Genomic DNA, 19129 nt, shown 5'->3' on the forward strand with positions numbered 1-19129 from the left:
TAGTCAAGTCCATCCGATCTTATGATAGGGAGTGGTTTTTTGAAACCTTCAACAAACCGTATGCTAACTCGAATCAAATCAGTTTACATGTTTATCCAAGAAAAAGGTCTTGTGACAACACAGGAACTGGTTGACGAATTCGGCATTACACCTAGAACGATTCAAAGAGACTTAAATGTGTTGGCATACAATGATCTTGTTCATAGTCCAAGCCGTGGCAAGTGGGAGACAACGAGAAAGAAAGTAAAGATTACCTCATAAATTTGAAAAATTACATAGGGCCGCCTGAGAGCGGCCTGATAGATACGGGGCGAAGAAACTTCTGAGCCTTGTTTTTGTGTGCTTATAAATAAAACCCCGCATTCGGTATGCGGGGTTTTTTCATGCTTGCGGCTCGTTCAGCCACTTAAGTTCTTCATCTGTAAGCTCACGGTATTCTCCCGGCGCCAGGGCAGGATCCAAGGAAACACGCCCCATCGAAAGCCGCTTCAGATAAATCACTTCATTGCCGACAGCCTTAGCCATCTGCTTGACCTGATGGTATTTTCCTTCTGTAATCGTCAGGTATATCACGGTATTGCCGTTGTCGTTTGCTTTGATTTCCGCTTTTGCCGGCTTTGTTTTATAGCCGCCTTCTATGTAGACACCCGCTTCCAAATCGGAGATATCTTCCGGCGAAATCTGTGATTTTAAATGGACTTCATACGTTTTTGGAACATGCTTTTTAGGCGACAAAAGTCGATGTGCAAGCTGGCCGTCGTTTGTGAGCAGCAAAAAGCCCTCTGTATCTTTATCAAGCCTGCCGGCCGGAAACGGCTCAAATCTCATCTCTTCCGGCGTCAGCAGATCAACCACTGTTTGCTGACGGCTGTCCTCAGTAGCCGACAGCACTCCCTGCGGCTTATTCATCATGAGATAAATGAACTCCCGGTAATCAATCGGTTCTCCGTAAACGGTTACCTCCTGCGTATCAGGATCAACGTGCGTCTTTACATCTTTGGCCGGTTTGCCGTCAACCATGACAGCCCCCGCCTTCACAACGGCTTTGACTTCTTTTCTGGAACCATATCCGCTGTTGGCAAGCAGCTTATCAAGCCTCATTCCTAATCTCTCCTTTATAAAAGAAAGCCCGCAGCATGCGAGCCCTCTATTTCTTCATATCTTGTTCATCAGCCGGCATGTCTGCCTCTCTTTAAGAAACCGGGCAAACGGCGGCCTAATATTTTCTGCAAAAATCCTAACCGGTAGGCGCAATACAGGTAGACAGCTCCGCCAACAGCGGCCGCAATCACCACAACGATCGCAGCTTGCACCTGACCATCCTGATAGGAAATAAAGAAGCTTAATACCCACTGTACGATTTTCACGGCTATACCCATAATGGCTGACAAGACAAGCATCAAAACAGTCCGTTTGACTAATATCTTATACGAATAGCCTGCATGGCGCTTAATCATGATAAATCCGTATAAAAGCGAAGCGATATATCCAAGCGCCGTTGCTAAAATCGCACCGTCAGCCTGCATCAGCTTGATCAGCGGAACATTCAGCACAAGCTTGATCACAACGCCGATCACAAGGCTGACAACCGCAAATTTTTGTTTATTGATTCCTTGCAGAATGGCTGCGTTGACCGTAAACAAAGAGAACAAAATCGCAACTGGCGAATACCAAAGCAGAATGTCTGCCCCCAGTTCAGGATGCAGGCTTTCTGACCCGTAAAAGAATGTATACGTCGGCCCTGCCAATACAGAGATCCCGACAACAGCCGGAATAATTAAAAACAGGATCGTCTGCATCGTTTGGTTAATCTGCTGATTCAGCAGTTTATAGTTTCCGCTTGTAAACGATTCAGTAATCGTTGGAATTAATGTCAGTCCGAAAGCAGTTGCAAGGGAAACCGGGATCATCACGAGCTTCTGCACATACAGGGTAAGAATCGCCATCATGTCCTGGCTGATGGCTTGATTGCCGGCTTCAATCATTGCTTTGTTAAACGTATTTGTATCAATATAGTTATACAAAGGGATGGCTAGTCCGACAAAAACGTACGGAGCGGCATAGCTGAACAGCTCGAGGAACATTTTCTTGTAGCTTAAGTTTGCTGTCGGCCCCGTATTCGGCATCATCGCCAATAGGTTGCCCTTCCGTTTGTTCCAATAAATATACAGCACGATCAGTCCTCCGAAGGCGCCGATCAGCGCTGCGAAGGTCGCATAACCGACAGCGATTACAAGGCCGCCGTTGAAAACCTTCAAAATTAAGAATGTCGCACTTAATAAAAAGATGATGCGGACAATCTGTTCAACGACTTGGGAAACGGCTGTCGGCCCCATCATTTGGTGCCCTTGAAAGAATCCCCGGACAAGGCTCATAATCGGCACGACCAAAAGCGCTAAGCTGACCATGCGGATGACATAAACGACATGGTCAATTGTCAGGCCGTTATTATCCTTGCCTCCCAGCGATATTTCCGCAAAAATCGGCGCTGATAAATACAGAATGAAGAAGGCAATCATTCCTGTGACAAGCATAATCGACATGCCCGCCTTGAGCATTTTTCTGCTTGTTTCATAATCCCCTTTGGAATTATATTTGGAAACAAATTTAGAAACGGCAGCAGGAAAGCCCATCGTAGCAATATTCAAAAATAAAGTATATTGGTTGTATCCGTATTGAAATAATGCACCGCCTGTCGCTCCGACCATAATGCTGAAAGGAATTAAATAGACCATTCCCAGAATCCGTGATATATATGTACCGAGCGTTAACACAAACGTGCCTCTTAACAGTTTGCTTGACATGTTTCTTCATCACCATTTTCTACGAAGATTCAACTTTTCTATTTTACCACAACTGGGCATTTAGACGGTAATAAATACAAAAGCAATCTTGTGAACGATTCAGGTTCGCGGCAAAAGACGTTTAAGGAGAGGCTTTCTTTCGCTATAATAGTACTGCGGACGGGGTGTTCGCATACGAAATGGAAAAAGAAAGTTGATGATAAAGATGAAACAGTATGACGTAATCGTAATTGGCGGAGGCCCTTCAGGCTTGATGGCTGCAATTGCAGCAGGAGAACAGGGCGCTGATGTTTTGCTGATAGATAAAGGAAATAAATTAGGCCGAAAACTCGCGATTTCCGGGGGCGGCCGCTGCAATGTGACGAACCGCCTTCCTGTGGAAGAAATTATTAAGCACATCCCCGGCAACGGGCGGTTTTTATACAGCGCGTTTTCTGAATTTAATAACGAAGACATTATCAAGTTTTTTGAAAATCTCGGCATTCAATTGAAGGAAGAAGATCACGGCCGGATGTTTCCTGTAACAGACAAAGCCCAAAGTGTCGTTGACGCGCTGTTAAACAGGCTGAAACAGCTCCGCGTAACGATCAGAACGAACGAGAAAATTAAATCTGTCATATATGAAGATGGACAGACAGCAGGGATTGTGACGAATAACGGCGAAATGATCCATAGCCAGGCAGTCATTATCGCTGTCGGCGGTAAAAGTGTGCCTCATACCGGAAGCACGGGAGACGGCTATGAATGGGCTGAAGCCGCAGGCCATACTGTAACAGAGCTGTTTCCGACAGAGGTTCCTGTCACATCTTCCGAACCGTTCATTAAGCAAAAAACACTTCAGGGCTTATCACTAAGAGATGTCGCCGTCAGTGTGTTAAATAAAAAAGGCAAACCGATCATCACACATAAAATGGACATGCTGTTTACCCATTTCGGCCTCTCGGGACCTGCCATTCTCAGATGCAGCCAATTTGTCGTAAAAGAGCTGAAAAAACAGCCTCAAGTGCCGATCAGAATTGACTTGTATCCGGATATCAATGAAGAAACGCTATTCCAAAAGATGTACAAAGAACTGAAGGAAGCACCGAAAAAAGCCATTAAAAACGTACTGAAGCCTTGGATGCAGGAGCGCTATCTCCTATTCTTGCTCGAAAAAAACGGCATCTCTCCGAACGTATCGTATTCTGAGCTGCCGAAGGACCCTTTCAGACAATTTGTAAAGGACTGCAAGCAGTTTACCGTTCTCGCAAACGGCACGCTGTCTCTTGATAAGGCATTTGTAACGGGTGGCGGGGTATCTGTAAAAGAAATTGACCCGAAAAAGATGGCATCTAAAAAAATGGAGGGCCTGTATTTTTGCGGCGAAATCTTGGATATCCACGGCTATACAGGCGGATACAATATTACGTCCGCCCTTGTAACAGGCAGACTCGCGGGGCTCAATGCCGGACAATTCGCCCGTTCTTAACCATTACTTTTTAAACTCTTACCATAAACCGAACATTTGAACATTATCCGCATTCATGTTAGGGTGGGACTTGTTTTGTTTCACCTGATTGCGGGGTAATTTTAAGAGAGGGATGATCTGCCAGCGTACGACCATACTAAGCCTACGAGCAAGATATAGGCGTACACAAAAATTTAGAGGGTGAGAAATTTTGAAACATATATCTAGTGTATTTTGGATTGTGATTGTTATCACAGCTGCAGCTGTATTGTGGGGCGTTATTTCTCCTGACAGCCTGCAAAACGTGTCTCAATCCGCACAAGCATTTATCACCAATTCATTTGGTTGGTATTATCTTTTAGTTGTCTCTTTGTTTGTCGGGTTCTGTCTCTTTTTGATTTTCAGCCCGATCGGAAAAATCAAACTCGGAAAACCCGATGAAAAACCGGAATTCGGGTTATTATCATGGTTTGCCATGCTGTTCAGCGCAGGCATGGGAATCGGCTTAGTATTCTATGGTGCGGCTGAACCGATCAGCCATTACGCAATTAGCTCTCCATCAGGTGAAACAGAAACCGCCCAAGCCTTCAGAGATGCGCTCCGCTATACGTTTTTCCACTGGGGTCTGCATGCTTGGGCCATTTATGCCGTCGTGGCATTATGCATCGCCTATTTCCAATTCCGTAAAGGCGCTCCCGGATTAATCAGCAGCACGCTGTCACCGATTCTCGGCGATAAAGTAAACGGCCCGATCGGCAAATTGATTGACTGTATTGCTGTTTTCGCCACTGTTGTCGGAGTGTCGACGAGTCTTGGTCTCGGTGCAACCCAAATTAACGGCGGTTTGAATTACCTGTTCGGCATTCCGAATAACTTTGCCGTTCAATTTATTTTAATTGCCATTGTGACAGTGCTCTTTTTACTTTCTGCGTGGAGCGGCCTCGGAAAAGGCATTAAGTATCTGAGCAACATCAACATGGCATTGGCCGGATTGTTAATGCTGTTTATGCTCGTCGTCGGGCCTACTGTGCTGATTATGAACTCATTTACAGATTCTATCGGACAATATATTCAAAATATCGTTCAAATGAGCTTCAGACTGGCACCGAACGATCCTGAAAAACGCGAATGGATTAACGGCTGGACAATTTTCTATTGGGCATGGTGGATTTCCTGGTCACCATTTGTCGGCATTTTCATCGCCCGTGTGTCCAGAGGCCGGACGATCCGCGAATTTTTAATCGGCGTCTTGGTGACACCTTGTATTTTGGCATTTCTATGGTTCTCTATTTTTGGCGTATCAGCCATGGATCTTCAGCAGAAAGGCACATTCAATGTGGCAAAGATGTCAACTGAAACGATGCTGTTCGGAACACTTGATCACTATCCGCTGACAATGGTAACATCGATCCTTGCATTGGTTCTGATCGCTGTATTCTTTATCACATCTGCTGATTCAGCGACATTCGTGCTGGGCATGCAGACGTCGTACGGTTCATTAAACCCGGCGAACTCTGTGAAACTCAGCTGGGGCATCATTCAGTCCGCCATGGCGGCTGTGCTCCTATATTCCGGCGGGCTTGCCGCTTTGCAAAACACAGCGATTCTGGCAGCACTGCCGTTTTCTATCGTCATCCTGCTGATGATTGCCGCTCTTTATAAATCACTCTCAAAAGAACGAAGAGAGATCAGAAAAGCGGAGAAAATCGATAAACCGAGAAGTCCAAGAGTGAAAAAGGCTTATTAACAAAAAAGATCTTTCCGCGCCCGCGGAAAGATCTTTTTATTTGCGATATAAAATAAGGGCGGAAAAACAGTAAAGCTGCTCGCCGTCTGGATCGCACGCCGCCGAAACCGTATATTTGATATCAATCAGCTGCTCCTCCGATATCCCTTTTAGAAATGAATTGATTTCCGTCTGTAGGTCTTTTTCATGCTCTTCATCAAATACCGCTACCTTCAGCATCTTATCCGCTCTCCTTTCTCTACCAATCTATTCCGTTTGGAACAGCATTATGATAGAGAAATCAGGATCACCTCGTCTCCGGATAAAAAGCTTCCCGTGTCTGGTGTTTCCTCTGCGGCCCGCCGTCTTGCTGCTCCACTTTCAGCAGCACGGCATAAACCATTCGCATATGGCAGTAGCTGATCAGGCTGACGCTGAAAAAAGGGACAATGCCGGGCAGGTACGCAAGCAGGAAAAAGAGAGCGACAGTCAGCGCAAGCATGACGAGCGTATATTGCAAATACGCCACACTGAGCAAGAGCGAAAACTTCACATACAAACGTTTTTTCCAATCAAAATGGACAAGCAAAGGAAATACATAAAAAAGCATGGATATGAACAAAAATCCAAATATCATAATGGCAAAGCGAAGGACATGCAGAAGGAAATGACTCGGATAAATAAAGGCCAAATCGATATAAATGATCAATCCGATAACCGCCAGTACAGCGCCGATCAGATTAGAACGGAGAAATTCAGCCTTGTATTCCCGCCAAAAAGTCTGCAGCACAGGAACGTTGTCCTGCCCCTGGATCCATTTCCGCATGACAGCGAATAAAGCTGCGGTCGCGGGCATGATGCCGAACACCCCGAGACCGATCATCGTAAAAAACAGCCAAAGCAAGTTTGTATACGCAAATCTCATGACCCACTCGCAAAAGCGCAGCACCCGCCCCATTGAACCATCATGCTCCACGGCGGCCCCTCCTTTTCTGCATTATGCATTTTGCATCTGAAAAAGCCTCTTAATGTCGATCGGCTTCTTTTCGGCAACCGAGCGCCACATCCCCTCACCCACCGCGATGGAGTAGGCTCCTGCTTCAGCCCCGGCTAAAATGTCATAGCGGCGCAGCGGATCTTTTCCTAAAAAAAGATCTTCAAGCAAAAGCGGATCGCCTCCGCCGTGTCCGCCCTCGTTTTTGACCACTTGTATGGTCTGCTTTGATTCAAAGAGCGGATAGTATTCAATTGTCTGCTCAGGAAAAGCAAACGGAATTCTGGAAGGCTCGTGAAATTCATTTGATTCGATACGCCCTTTTGTGCCGTTGATCGTCAGCCGGTAGCCTTCATACGGGGCGGAGAATATGATCGAGTAGCTTAAAAGCGCGCCGCCGTCATATTTGACCGCCGCCACGTACGTATCCTCGATGTCAATCTCCTCGTCAAAAATACACGCGTCTGGCCTGTATGCAGTATACAAGCTGGACTGGTCTCCCGCTTGGAGATGATCATCTTTTACAGAAGCTGTGGAGGAGCGGGGATGCCATCTTGAATAGTAATGGCATTTTTCTTTAACCCGGCACGTCCCGCAAAAACGCCCGTCTTCTTCCGGCAGCGGGTTCCACTCACTGTCCGGCCCATAGTAATTCAGTGCGCCATAAGCAAATACCTCCGCCGGATTTTGCCCGAGCCACCAATTGACGAGGTCAAAGTGATGTGTTGATTTATGGACAGAAAGACCGCCTGAAAATGGCCTCGATCGGTTCCAGCGTTTAAAATAGCTGGCGCCGTGATACGTATCAATATACCAATTCAAATCAACAGAGGTTACCCTGCCTATTTTTCCGTCCAGAATCATTTCTTTAATTTTCCGATGAAACGGGCTGTAGCGGTAGTTAAACGCGACGATGACTTTCCCTTTGCTTTTCGCCTCCGCCCCAAGCACCCGATTCGCATCCTGCACCGTCGTCACCATTGGTTTTTCTGTAATCACATCCGTATCCCACTGAAGGCTTCTTAAGATATATGTGACATGTGTGTCATCCCTGCCTGTCACAATGACGATATCAGGCTTTGAAACGCGCATCATTTCATCAAAAGCGTCTTCGTTAAACTCCGGCACGCGGGAAAGCTCGGGAAACTTCTTTTTGCAAACGGCAAAACGTTTTGGATCGGCATCCAGCAATCCCGTAATCTGATAATGTGCTGAAAACCGCTCCATCAGCGGTTTGATAAACATACTGAGAGCTCTGCTGCTCAATCCGCAAATGACGATGTTTTTCAATGGTCCTCACCTCTATCGGACTTCAGTTAGTTGAGAAATCAGCTGCAGCGCTTCCTCTGTTTTTGTAGCGTACACAGGGATAAACGCCGCCATATTGCGATTCAATCGAAAAGAATAGCCGTTCAGCTGTTTTCCCCCTTTTTCAATCTGAACGGCATAGACTGTTTTTTCTCCCGTTTTTTGATCAACAGCTGTATAAGGAGATGTTTTGTCCAATGGCAATTCGTCTAACGGCTGAAAATTTTCCGGATCATCGTAAGCTTGAAACATGTCTTCAGGCACGATGAAGACATCTCCCTCATGAGCGGTGATTTCAGTCAGCAGTTTTTCCGGATAGGCTGGAAAGATATCCACCTTCCCGGCCTTCTGCTTTGCGGCCTCTTTTATTTTTTCCTGTACGCCTGCCCGCATATCAGAAAAGAGGATGACATGCATTCCGTCCGGCCTGCTTGAGCATGATGCCAAAAAGAGGACTGAGACAATCACACACAAAGCCGTACGTATACCTGTCATCATTTCTCTGCTGACCTAAAAAGAGTCTCCAGCTCTGTCATAGCCAAAATAAACGCACCGGCCCCGTGCAGATCGTTTGTGCTTCTTTCGCGGCTGACATAATAGTCATAGAAACCGGCTGACGTTCCGACACATATATCTTTGACGAGAAACGCACCGTCTTCTGCCGTTTCGGTTTTATGCTGAATCAAGCCTTGATACGCTTTTAACAGTGTTGTTTCGTAAGCTCTGTCTAGATGTCCTTTATTGATTCCTTTTGCGATTGCGTACATGTACAGACAGGATCCTGAGCTTTCCAGCCAGTTATCGGACCTGTCGCCCTTATCAACGATCTGGTACCATAACCCCGTCTCCTTGTCTTGATAGCGGCAGATGCTTTCAATCATGTCCTGCAGCGTTTTTTTCCACACGTGACGGTTTGGATGCTTCTTCGGCAGCTCTTCAATCATGTCAGCAAGAGACATGACGTACCACCCGATGGAACGCGCCCAGAATTCCGGAGAACAGCCTGTCTCTTCATTGGCCCAAGGCATTTTTTTCGCTTCATCCCAAGCGTGATAAAAGAGTCCGGTTTTTGAATCCTTCGTATGCTTTCTCATCAGCGACTCCTGCAGCACGACCTGATCAAACAGTTCCGGCTCCTGCTTCAGATTCGCATATTTCAGTGCGAACGGCCCGCCCATGTATAAGCCGTCAAGCCACATTTGATAAGGATAGCCGTCCTTATGCCAAAACCCCTGTTCAGACGTCCGGTTCAGCGTTCCATATAAACCGCGCAGCCTTTTTGCCGCGTTTACATACCGTTCATCCTTCGTATGCTCGTATAATGGAAAAAGAATAAGACCCGCTTGAATGGCGTCCAGCTCATCTCTTCTGAATAATAGATTGCCATAATCATCAATTAAGAGATCTGCATAGGCCTTTGCATACTCGAAATACCGCTTTTGCCCGGTTGCTTCCCACAGCCGCAATACACCGCATAAGAAAACACCCTGATGGTAGTGCCAGCGGTTTGCAGGCGGCAGCTCCTCCACTGTGTACGTGTTCATAATGGTTTTTGCCAATGCCTCCGCGTACGTAAGAGGCGATTTTACAGCGATTGATTGATCCATTGATCCCATCCCTTTCTTAATAGATTCCTTCCTCGCCAAATTTCTTCGCCAAACGATTCGCAAGCATGACCAAAATCAGCCCGACCGCCGCTTTAAATACGCCGACCGCTGTACTGTAGCTGAACTGGCCCTGTTTCAGCCCTGCAGTGTAAACGTACGTATCAAAAATTTCCGCCACTTCCCTGTTTGTCGCGTTTAACAGCAAATACACATGCTCGAAGCCAAGCTCCAGCGTGTCTCCGATTTTTAAAATCAGCAAAACGACAATAACACTTTTAATGGCGGGCAGCGTAATATGCCACATTTGCCGCAGCCGTCCCGCTCCGTCCATTTTCGCCGCTTCATACAGCTGGGGGTCAACCGCTGTAATGGCTGCCAGATAAATGATCGTCGACCAGCCCGCTTCCCTCCAGATGACCTGCAGTATATACAGGGGCCGGAACCATTCTTCGTTCAGCAGAAAGTTGATTTTTTCGCCGCCAAAAAACACAATCAGTTCATTAATCAAACCTCCGTCTACTGTTAAAAGCACAAACGAAAGCGATACAACAATAACCCAAGACATAAAATGCGGGATATAAATCAGCGTCTGAACAAATTTTTTAAAGAGAGCGATCCGCACTTCGTTTAATAGAAGCGCCAGCAAAATCGGCACCGGGAAAAATATGACCAGGTTCAAAGCAAATAACACGAGCGTGTTTTTTAACAGGAGAAAAAATGTAGGTTCAGTAAACAGCCTGATAAAATGCTTCAGCCCGACCCATTCACTGCCCAAAATGCCGAGAAACGGCTGATAATCCTGAAACGCAATCACAATTCCCCACATCGGGACATATTTAAAAAGCAAAAAATAAATACACCCCGGCAAAATCATCAAGTACAAATATTTCTGCTGGATCAGCTTGCTTAGTAAGCGCTTTCTTTTTTCTTTTTTAAAAATGACTGCATCAACAGCCGGCGCTTGCGCTTCTGCTGTTTTCATCTTTTCCAAGCCTCCTTTCACGGGTTCTTGCATTCACTGTAGCGCAGCAGGCAAAAGTCCGTCTACAATCATATGATCACATCCTGCCTTATCCCTTTATGATCAAGGGTTCAGCCATTCCACCTGAAAAAAAGACACCGATATTAGAAAATGATTATTGACAATATCTATCAATCTTTGGATTAATTGTATTAAGGTGAAGTGGATGTTATGAAATGGGGGGTTTTATGAAAAGAAGCCAATACAAGTTTTATTACAAACTGATCACGTTTTTCTGTCTGCTCAGCACCATTCCGGTCATTCTGGTCGGATTGTTTTCGTACGAGCACTCTCAGAAAACGGCTATCTCCAACGTTTCGGAGGAAAAACTCGACACACTTCAACAGACCCAGCAAAGCATCGAGCATATCTTGAAAACCGTCGATCACTCTTTAACCCACTATGTGAGTTCGCCGCCTCTCCTTCGCACACTGTCCGAGCCTTTGCACTCTGACCAATTTCAAATCTATAACCAAGTGAACCAAGAGCTCAACTATCTGCAAAGCTTTGATACCGACCTGTCTAACATGACGCTAGTCAGTTATATGAAAAAATGGTACATGAACAATTCCGGCTTGTACCGCTTAAATACAGACTCTCTTCATGAAGCAGCCGCAGCGTACACGCAACACAAAGCGAGCCGCTCGTATTGGATGCTTGAGGAAAACAATCATTTGATTTCGACAAAAGAAGGCACATCAGACAACTGCCGCTACAATATCAATTTGATTAAACAGCTTCCTTTAAACAGCACAAATACAAAGGGATTGGCCGCCGCAAGCATCCCGAGCTGTTCGCTGGTCAAAAATATGCCTGACTATTCAAATGCCAACAACCTGTTTATCATTGATGAAAAAGGCCGCATCATCCTGCATAACAACATGTCTGACATCGGTGAATCTCTTCCAAACGACGACTTTGTCCAAAAAATGCTGGCGCAGACCGCCAAAAGCGGACAGTTTGAAACAGTCATAGACCGGATTCAATATAAAGTCACCTATCAAAAATCAGACTATAACACATGGACTTATTTTTCTCTCGTTTCCTTGCCTGAATTAAAAAAAGAAGCAAAATCAATCGGCTGGATCACCTTTACAGTATGCTTTATTTTGTTAACGCTTTCATTATTGTTCTCCTGGCTTGGCTCCCGCCATTTTTACAAGCCGATCAAAGTGCTTTACGAATCATTCGCAAGACACGGTGCCATACAAGAGAAACAGCCGCCTCAAAATGAGTTTGAGTTAATTGAACAGAGCTTTAAGCAGCTGAAAGACAGAAATGACGACCTTGAAGAAACGATGAAACAGCAGGCGACTCATTTACAGCAATATTTTATGGTCAGGCTCATGCTTGGAAAACTGACGGATGAAGAGGTTTATAACCGCTTTGAAAGCCTCGGTTTAGAGCAAAATTGGCGGCATCTCGCCCTGCTTGTGCTTCAAATTGATACGCTGAATCATACGCCTTATGAGAAAAAAGATATGGATCTGCTTTTGTTTGCCGTCAACAGCCTGATTGAGCGCAACATCCCGGCGGACAAGCATCTTGCCCCCGCCGTCGTGGATAAACAGCAGGCAACCATTTTGATCAACCAGAACGGGACGAAGGAAGCATTCATGGCTGAGCTGAATGAGACTGCGCGGATGATTCAGGAAAAAGCGGAAGCTGAGCTGCAGCTGTCTGTCAGCATCGGCATCAGCCAGCCGTTTGATGCGCTGGCAAAGGCAAAAACAGCCTATGCAGAAGGCTCAGAAGCGTTGAAATACCGGCTCAAAGCGGAAAACAAATCGATTATCTTTTACGAAGACCTTGATCAGAAGAAAACCTTCAAAACCCATTTTCCAAAGCAGCTTCAGCATGAGCTGTTCGATGCCGTCAAAGCGGGGGACAAGGAGAAAGCGGACAAATGCCTGCACGCGATTTTACAATCCATCTTCACCCAAAATACCAACCCGTACCAATTTCAAATTGCAATCGCCCGCTTTTTGAACCATGTGATTGAACTGATGCATGTGCTCGGGATCGAATTGTTTGAGCTTGAAGAAAACAAAATGCTGTATGACCAAATTTTCGAGCTGAAAACGTTCGAGGATACCGAAAACTGGCTCAAAAATGAGTTCATTGATCCGATGACAGACAAAGTGAACGCCCGCGCGGATGCACAGTACAAAAATATTTCCGATAACATCATTCATATCATCCACCACGAGTTTGAATCCGATTTGACACTGGATGAAATCGCCCGCAGGCTGCATTACAATCCAAACTATTTAAGCAGCATTTTCAAAAAAGAAATGGGCATTTCATTCAGCGAATATGTCTCCGGCTACCGCCACCATATGGCGAAAAGCTGGCTTGCCGAAACTGACATAGCGGTCAAAGACATTGCCGAAAAGCTGAAATACAAAAACTCGCAAAATTTTATCAGATCATTTAAGAAGCTGGAGGGAATTACACCGGGAAACTACCGCCAGCAAAAAAGAAGCATGTAAAAAACCCAAAACTGCTTGCGCGTTTTGGGTTTTCCCAATGTTATTTTGTTTGTTTAAACGCTTCTTCGTATTCCTGAATTATCTGCTTTCCGCCGCTTGACTCCCATTTTTCCACTTCTTTATCAAACTGGCTTTCTGTGATGTCACCTATTATATATTTGTAGGTCGCGTCATCAATGATTTTCTTCAATTCATCTCCCCGTTCCGATTCCGCGGCGGAATACAGGCTTTCAGCAGGGTTTGAGACGATGATCTTTTCATTGTCTTCCATCAGTTCCTCGTACGCCGTGCGAAGCGGATCCCCAGTGTTTTTTAAGTAGGCTTTATCAATGGCGATTAAGGCGGACAGCGGCTGAATATCAGTCTGCCAGTCTTTCACCTGGCTTTCCTTGCGTGTGAACGTTTTGCCCTCTCCTTTGTTGTAATGAACGCCGTCAATGCCGTAAGTCATCAGGCTATAGACGTCTTCTTCGGCAATTCGGTCAAAAAACGCCAAGATCCTTTTAAGCTCAGCTTCCGTTTTCACACTCGTTTTCGGGAAAGCAAACAAGCCGTTATGGCCACCAGATGCCCACACCCGCTCTTTCCCATCTGGTCCTTTTATGCGGTTGATGATTTCAAGCTTCATCGATTTATCGGAGGCATGGTCGCGCAGATTAACCGCATCTACCATATTCCCAATATAAATGCCGGCTTTTCCTTGAGAAAACAGCTCCTGCTGCTGGGTTTTGCTTGTGACGGGAAAATCCTTATTCATATAGCCGTTGTCACGCAGTTTTTTCATATAGTTCATTGTGTCTTTGTATTCTTTCGTCATGAAATCAGGCGTGAATTTGCCGTTGGATTCCTTCCAATCTGTCGGCATGCCTTCATACGAGCCGAGCGTTTTAAACGCGCCGTAAATTAAGTCATTGCGGTCTGTCAGCCCGAATGTATCGTCTTTTCCATCCTTGTCCGGATCGTCCTCCGTAAACGCTTTGGCCACTTTATAAAGTTCATCAAGCGTTTCCGGCGTTTTCAAATTCAAATTGTCGAGCCAGTCCTTCCGAATGACGATGCCCTGTCTGGATAGCGGACGCTCTCTGTATATCCCGTAGAGCTTACCGTCGATTGTTACGTTTTTATTAATGAGTTTGTTCATTTTGCTTAAGTTCGGATAATCTTTGATATAATCGCCAATCTCCCAGAACATTCCTGATCTGAAGGCATTCATGACTGACGAATTTTTAATATCCTGGATGGTCACGATTTGCGGAAGATTGCCGGCTGCAAGCGCCGCATTCAGCCTGTCTTCTTTCACCGCATCCGGAACCCAGGTGATGTCCAGTTCTGTATTTGTCAGCTTTTCAATTTCTTTAATCGCCCTGTCTTTCGGCGGCTGCTGGTGATACAAAATCGCCATCCAAGACAGCTTCACCTTTGAATCCGAGTCAGCTTTGCCTTCAGCCGAAGACTGATCAGCCCCTTTACAGCCCGCCAGCACTCCGCCAAATGCAAGTGCAAGCACAATCAAAAACACCCTCCATTTGTTTCCCATCGTACCCCTCCGTTTCGTATTCTTTATCCTTTGACAGATCCCAGCAAAGCTCCTTTTGCAAAATGCTTTTGTATAAAAGGATAGACAAGCAGAACCGGGATGGTCGCCACCATAATCACGGCCATTTTAATGGTTTGCTCAGGCGGCGGGCTGCCCGACCCCATTTCTGACATATCCCCCTGCATCCCGCTTGATACAATCACGATTTGGCGCAGAAGCACCTGAATCGGCCATTTAGCTGAATCATTTAAGTACAAAATCGCCGTCATATACGTGTTCCAATATGTTACCGCATAAAATAGTGAAATCGTTGCGATCGCAGGAAGTGACAGCGGCAGCACAATTTTAAAGAAAATGCCCAGGTCATTGCATCCGTCAATTTTCGCGGACTCCTCCAGGCTCGCCGGGATATTTTGAAAAAAGTTTTTCAGAATGATTAGGTTAAAGGCATTAATGGCTGTCGGCAAAATGAGGGCCCAGTAAGAATCAAGCAATCCGAGTGATTTGACTACAAGGAAAGTCGGAATCATGCCGCCGCTGAAAAGCATCGTAAATACAACGAGAAACATGAGCGGCTGCCTGCCGATTAAATCACGACGGGATAATCCGTAAGCCATCAGTGAAGAAAGAAACATGCTGACCGCAGTGCCTATCACTGTCACAAACACAGAAACAAGCAAACTCTTATAAATAATATCTGTTGAAAAAATGTAACGATAAGCATCAAGCGAAAAAGTGGTCGGTATTAAAATGAATTTTTTCGACACGACTTCTTCTACTGTGGCGAAGGATGCTGCGATGACATGAATAAACGGAAGTACGCATATTAAAGCGAACATCAGCAAAAACCCGTAAATCAAAATATCAAACAGGCGACTTTTCAATGAATGTGCGATAGCTCCCACCTCTCTTTTGTAAGCGTTATCATTCTTTTCTGAACGAGCTGCAGCATGTGACGATATCGTGTCTAAAATGTAGCAAATCTGTGATTGCCATGTCTATAATCATTTGAACAGAGTCCCCGGCCCGGCGGGGACTTCCGTGGATTAAAACCGATGACAAAAGAAAAAGAGCATAATCTTAGAAAATGATTATGCTCCGTTCTCTTCCTCATTCAGAAGCTCGGCTGTATTGATTTGTGGTGAAAACCCAAGTTCATTGACAGCGGATTCAATGGACCATGGCCGGCCCGGATTGTCAGAGACAGCGTAATAAGTGCCGTACCGGATATTGGTTTCAATAGCGGCTTTGAAAATCGACAGCAGATCGGGATGAGAAAGCAGTGTCTTTTTCGTCCGTTCTTTTTCATGCAGCGTATCCATTTCATCAGTGACAACTGTTCCAATGCGAAGATTGATCACTGAAAGCTTATTTTCCAAATAAAACAAATGGCCGATCTGTTCCGAGGTCAGCTTTAATACACCGTACAAGTTTTTTGACAGCGGATAATCGCTTGTTGTGATCTCCCGTCCTAAGAGCGAACGCCCGTCTTTTTCGTATACATCTGTGACATGATTGCTGCTGGCGAACACGAGCTTTTCAGTGCCCAGCTCCGCTGCGGCGCGGCACAGATAATAGCTTGCCTTATAGAAAACATCCGTCATTTTCTCAAATTCAGCGACGTCCATGACATCGTATTTGATTTTGACAGCCAGTAAATTCAAGATTACATCAGTATCTTTCGGAATCTTCTTTAACAGCTCATCATAATTTGCCGCGTCAGCCTGAATGGAAGAGGCTGTGTCATTGAAATGATCTTTATCAAGCACTGTCACTTCATAATCTGATCTAAGCCCTTCAGCCAGCAGTCTTCCAATTACACCATTTCCGCCGGCGATCAGCACTTTTTTCACTGTGTTCACTCCCCTTTTTTATAGATTGCCCATTTTCGGCGGGGCTGACACTTTTTTTGGCACTCATATGCTAGGTTTATTCAAAAGCCACCGGCAGCTCTTCAAGCGCCCGAAAGCCAAAAAGCGGCCGGTATCGCCATTCAGAATCAGCAAGTTTAAGGCCGGGCATTCGCTGCAGAAGGGTATGAATCGCAATTTGTGCTTCTAATCGTGCCAGCGAGGATCCTAGGCAAACATGATGGCCATGCCCGAATGAAAGGTGTGGATTAGGGCTTCGGGTCATATCGAAGACATCGGCGTGCGCGAATATGTTTGGATCTCGATTGGCAGCCCCTAACAGAAGATAGACTTGTTCTCCTTGACGGATCGTCACTCCGCTCATGTCAATATCTTCTGATGCAACTCTGGCAGTCATTTGCGTGGGGCTTTCATAGCGTAAACATTCCTCAACTGCGGTACCAATAAGATCTGGGTTTTCTTTTAGCTTCAAAAGCTGTTGTGGGTGCTGCAGCAGGCAAAGAATTGAATTGCTGATGAGATTGACGGTTGTCTCATGTCCGGCGATCGCCAGTAATATGCATGTAGATGCCGCTTCCTCTTCCGTCAGCTTATCCTTTTCTTTCCCCTTCAAGAGCATGCTGATCATATCCTGTTGCGGATGCCGTTTTCGCTTTTGAATCAGCTCTCTAAAATAAGCCGTGGCCTGTACAGCGATATGATTACCCTCTGTTAATGCCTTTCTTGACCGGGTAAAATCAATCGTTTGAACGAGACTCGCAGCCCATTCTTTTAACTGCTCCCTATCCTCCTCCGGTACACCTATAATGTTAGCTATGACGAAGCTTGCTAAAGGAAAAGCAAAGTCCGAGATCACCTCCATCTTTTTTTTACCTTGCACTTGATCGAGCAAATGATGGACAGTTTCATCGATATACGGACGATAACTCTCTGCCATTCTCGGAGTAAACGCTCCGCTGGCCAGCGTCCGCAATCGTCTATGATCAGGCTGATTCTGAAACAGCATCATCTGACTTTGCACATGTTGAAGGTCCTGATATTTGGTTGACGCCTCAGGGAGCGGGGTCCGGACTTTGAATCTGGCATCTTTCAAAATAGCTGCCGTTTCTTCATATCCTGTGACATACCAGCCCGGGTATTTCAAGAAACTCCCTTTATATATAGGATGAATAGCGCGCAATGTTTCGTAAAAAGGATATGGGTTTTTCAAAAACTCAGAAGATGCAGTTGGAAATGCAATTGTCATGTGATCTTCTCCTTTCTGTTCAAAAATAAAAGCAATCGACATCACACCGATTGCTTTTAGTGATTCTCTCAGCTTTTCGCACTTAAACTGGCCTTCATTTCTTCGACTGATTCGACTTCAAAGCCTAAATCATTCAGCATTTTATGGTCCTCCGTCTCCTCCTGCCCGGCAGTTGTTAAGTAATCTCCGACAAAAATGGAGTTAGCGGCGTAAAGCCCTAATGGCTGCAATGAGCGGAGATTGACCTCTCTTCCTCCAGAAATGCGGATTTCTTTTGACGGATTGATAAAACGGAACAGCGCCAGCACTTTTAAGCAATAGAGCGGGTTTAATTCGTTGACGCCTTCTAATGGCGTGCCGTCAATCGCATGCAAAAAATTCACCGGAATGGAATCCGCGTCAAGGGCCTTTAAGCTTTTTGCAATATCGATGACGTCTTGTTTCGTCTCCTTCATCCCGATAATGGCACCTGAACACGGAGACAGCCCCGATTCTTTTGCGATTTCGACTGTATTGACCCTGTCATCGTATGTATGTGAAGTCGTGATGTTTGAATGGTTTCTCTGTGACGTATTCAAATTATGATTATAGCGGTCTACCCCGGCTTCTTTCAGCCGCTTCGCCTGCTCCGGCTTTAACAGTCCGAGACACGCACAAACCTTCAGTCCATACGTTTCTTTAATTTCCTGCACCGCGTCTACGACCTGATCCACTTCTCTGTTTGAAGGTCCCCTGCCGCTTGCCACGATACAATATGTGCCGATATTCAGATCGTGCGCCCGCTTTGCGCCTTCTAGAAGCGTTTCCTTATTCACCATCCGATAAGCCTGTATCGGCGCTTTTGAAATTGAAGACTGTGAACAATAGCCGCAATTTTCCGGACAGAGTCCTGATTTCGCATTCATAATCATATTGAGCTTCACTTTTTTTCCATAAAAGTGTTTTCTGATTTGAAAAGCCCCGCGCATCAAAAGCAAAATATCTTCATCTGGACAGTTTAATATCGAAAGCGCCTCTTCGTCGGTCACTTCTGCTCCTGCCAGCACCCGGTCTGCGAGTTCCATCCATTGATTCAT

17 protein-coding genes are annotated in these 19129 nt (G+C 45.6%); 4 read left to right on the plus strand and 13 right to left on the minus strand.

The features are described 5' to 3' along the window. Positions 1 to 39 precede the first annotated feature (39 nt). Complete coding sequence (locus tag M1M80_RS15530; RefSeq protein ID WP_003152337.1) at positions 40 to 261, plus strand: DeoR family transcriptional regulator; 222 nt, start codon at positions 40 to 42, stop codon at positions 259 to 261. 120 nt (positions 262 to 381) lie between these two features. On the opposite strand, the gene M1M80_RS15535 is transcribed toward M1M80_RS15530, so the two are convergent. Together M1M80_RS15535 and murJ are read right to left on the minus strand one after the other, a co-directional pair. Then, positions 382 to 1101, minus strand: coding sequence for a pseudouridine synthase (locus M1M80_RS15535; protein WP_019259212.1), 720 nt, complete (start codon positions 1099 to 1101; stop codon positions 382 to 384). A 68-nt stretch (positions 1102 to 1169) separates the two neighbouring features. Then, positions 1170 to 2804, minus strand: a complete 1635-nt coding sequence (gene murJ / locus M1M80_RS15540) for a lipid II flippase MurJ (RefSeq protein WP_003237946.1) — start codon at positions 2802 to 2804, stop codon at positions 1170 to 1172. Positions 2805 to 3009: 205 nt separating this feature from the next. Here murJ and M1M80_RS15545 point away from each other — a divergent pair, with 205 nt between their 5' ends. After that, a complete protein-coding gene (locus tag M1M80_RS15545; RefSeq protein WP_032731979.1) occupies positions 3010 to 4272 on the plus strand; it encodes a BaiN/RdsA family NAD(P)/FAD-dependent oxidoreductase in 1263 nt (420 codons plus the stop codon). Between the two features lie 187 nt (positions 4273 to 4459). After that, positions 4460 to 5998 carry a glycine betaine transporter OpuD gene (opuD, locus tag M1M80_RS15550; RefSeq protein ID WP_080429050.1) on the plus strand — a complete coding sequence of 513 codons (1539 nt, stop codon included), beginning with the start codon at positions 4460 to 4462 and terminating at the stop codon, positions 5996 to 5998. A 36-nt stretch (positions 5999 to 6034) separates the two neighbouring features. On the opposite strand, the gene M1M80_RS15555 is transcribed toward opuD, so the two are convergent. The 6 genes from M1M80_RS15555 to rmgP all read right to left on the minus strand — a co-directional run bounded on the left by M1M80_RS15555 (position 6035) and on the right by rmgP (position 10868). Beyond that, entirely contained in the window at positions 6035 to 6217 is a 183-nt protein-coding gene (locus M1M80_RS15555) for a sporulation protein Cse60 (RefSeq protein ID WP_003223398.1), read from the minus strand. Between the two features lie 67 nt (positions 6218 to 6284). Beyond that, the gene (locus M1M80_RS15560; RefSeq protein WP_060399301.1) at positions 6285 to 6953 is read right to left on the minus strand and encodes a YesL family protein; all 669 of its coding nucleotides are present in this window, start codon (positions 6951 to 6953) and stop codon (positions 6285 to 6287) included. 21 nt (positions 6954 to 6974) lie between these two features. Then, positions 6975 to 8261: a Gfo/Idh/MocA family oxidoreductase gene (locus tag M1M80_RS15565; protein WP_003237958.1), complete on the minus strand. Its 1287-nt coding sequence runs from the start codon at positions 8259 to 8261 to the stop codon at positions 6975 to 6977. 12 nt (positions 8262 to 8273) lie between these two features. Next, the gene (locus M1M80_RS15570; protein WP_080429051.1) at positions 8274 to 8777 is read right to left on the minus strand and encodes a lipoprotein YteS; all 504 of its coding nucleotides are present in this window, start codon (positions 8775 to 8777) and stop codon (positions 8274 to 8276) included. Beyond that, positions 8774 to 9895 (minus strand): unsaturated rhamnogalacturonyl hydrolase, encoded by a 1122-nt coding sequence (gene rmgQ / locus M1M80_RS15575; protein ID WP_134980970.1) that lies wholly within the window; start codon positions 9893 to 9895, stop codon positions 8774 to 8776. The genes M1M80_RS15570 and rmgQ overlap by 4 nt, the downstream gene beginning before the upstream one ends. 7 nt (positions 9896 to 9902) lie before the next feature. Then, positions 9903 to 10868, minus strand: a complete 966-nt coding sequence (gene rmgP / locus M1M80_RS15580; protein ID WP_019259219.1) for a polygalacturonan/rhamnogalacturonan ABC transporter permease — start codon at positions 10866 to 10868, stop codon at positions 9903 to 9905. Between the two features lie 215 nt (positions 10869 to 11083). Here rmgP and M1M80_RS15585 point away from each other — a divergent pair, with 215 nt between their 5' ends. After that, on the plus strand, positions 11084 to 13399 hold the full coding sequence (locus M1M80_RS15585) for a helix-turn-helix domain-containing protein (protein WP_060399304.1): 2316 nt from the start codon (positions 11084 to 11086) through the stop codon (positions 13397 to 13399). Between the two features lie 40 nt (positions 13400 to 13439). On the opposite strand, the gene M1M80_RS15590 is transcribed toward M1M80_RS15585, so the two are convergent. From M1M80_RS15590 to bioB, 5 genes are all read right to left on the minus strand, one after another. Further along, a complete protein-coding gene (locus tag M1M80_RS15590; protein ID WP_060399305.1) occupies positions 13440 to 14936 on the minus strand; it encodes an extracellular solute-binding protein in 1497 nt (498 codons plus the stop codon). A 23-nt stretch (positions 14937 to 14959) separates the two neighbouring features. Beyond that, a complete protein-coding gene (locus M1M80_RS15595) occupies positions 14960 to 15820 on the minus strand; it encodes a carbohydrate ABC transporter permease (protein ID WP_080429052.1) in 861 nt (286 codons plus the stop codon). 207 nt (positions 15821 to 16027) lie between these two features. Next, the gene (locus M1M80_RS15600; RefSeq protein ID WP_060399307.1) at positions 16028 to 16789 is read right to left on the minus strand and encodes an NAD-dependent epimerase/dehydratase family protein; all 762 of its coding nucleotides are present in this window, start codon (positions 16787 to 16789) and stop codon (positions 16028 to 16030) included. A 76-nt stretch (positions 16790 to 16865) separates the two neighbouring features. After that, positions 16866 to 18053 carry a biotin biosynthesis cytochrome P450 gene (bioI, locus tag M1M80_RS15605; protein WP_060399308.1) on the minus strand — a complete coding sequence of 396 codons (1188 nt, stop codon included), beginning with the start codon at positions 18051 to 18053 and terminating at the stop codon, positions 16866 to 16868. A gap of 68 nt (positions 18054 to 18121) precedes the next feature. After that, positions 18122 to 19129, minus strand: a complete 1008-nt coding sequence (bioB, locus tag M1M80_RS15610) for a biotin synthase BioB (protein WP_060399309.1) — start codon at positions 19127 to 19129, stop codon at positions 18122 to 18124.

This window comes from Bacillus inaquosorum (assembly GCF_023238325.1).
Classification (GTDB): domain Bacteria; phylum Bacillota; class Bacilli; order Bacillales; family Bacillaceae; genus Bacillus; species Bacillus inaquosorum.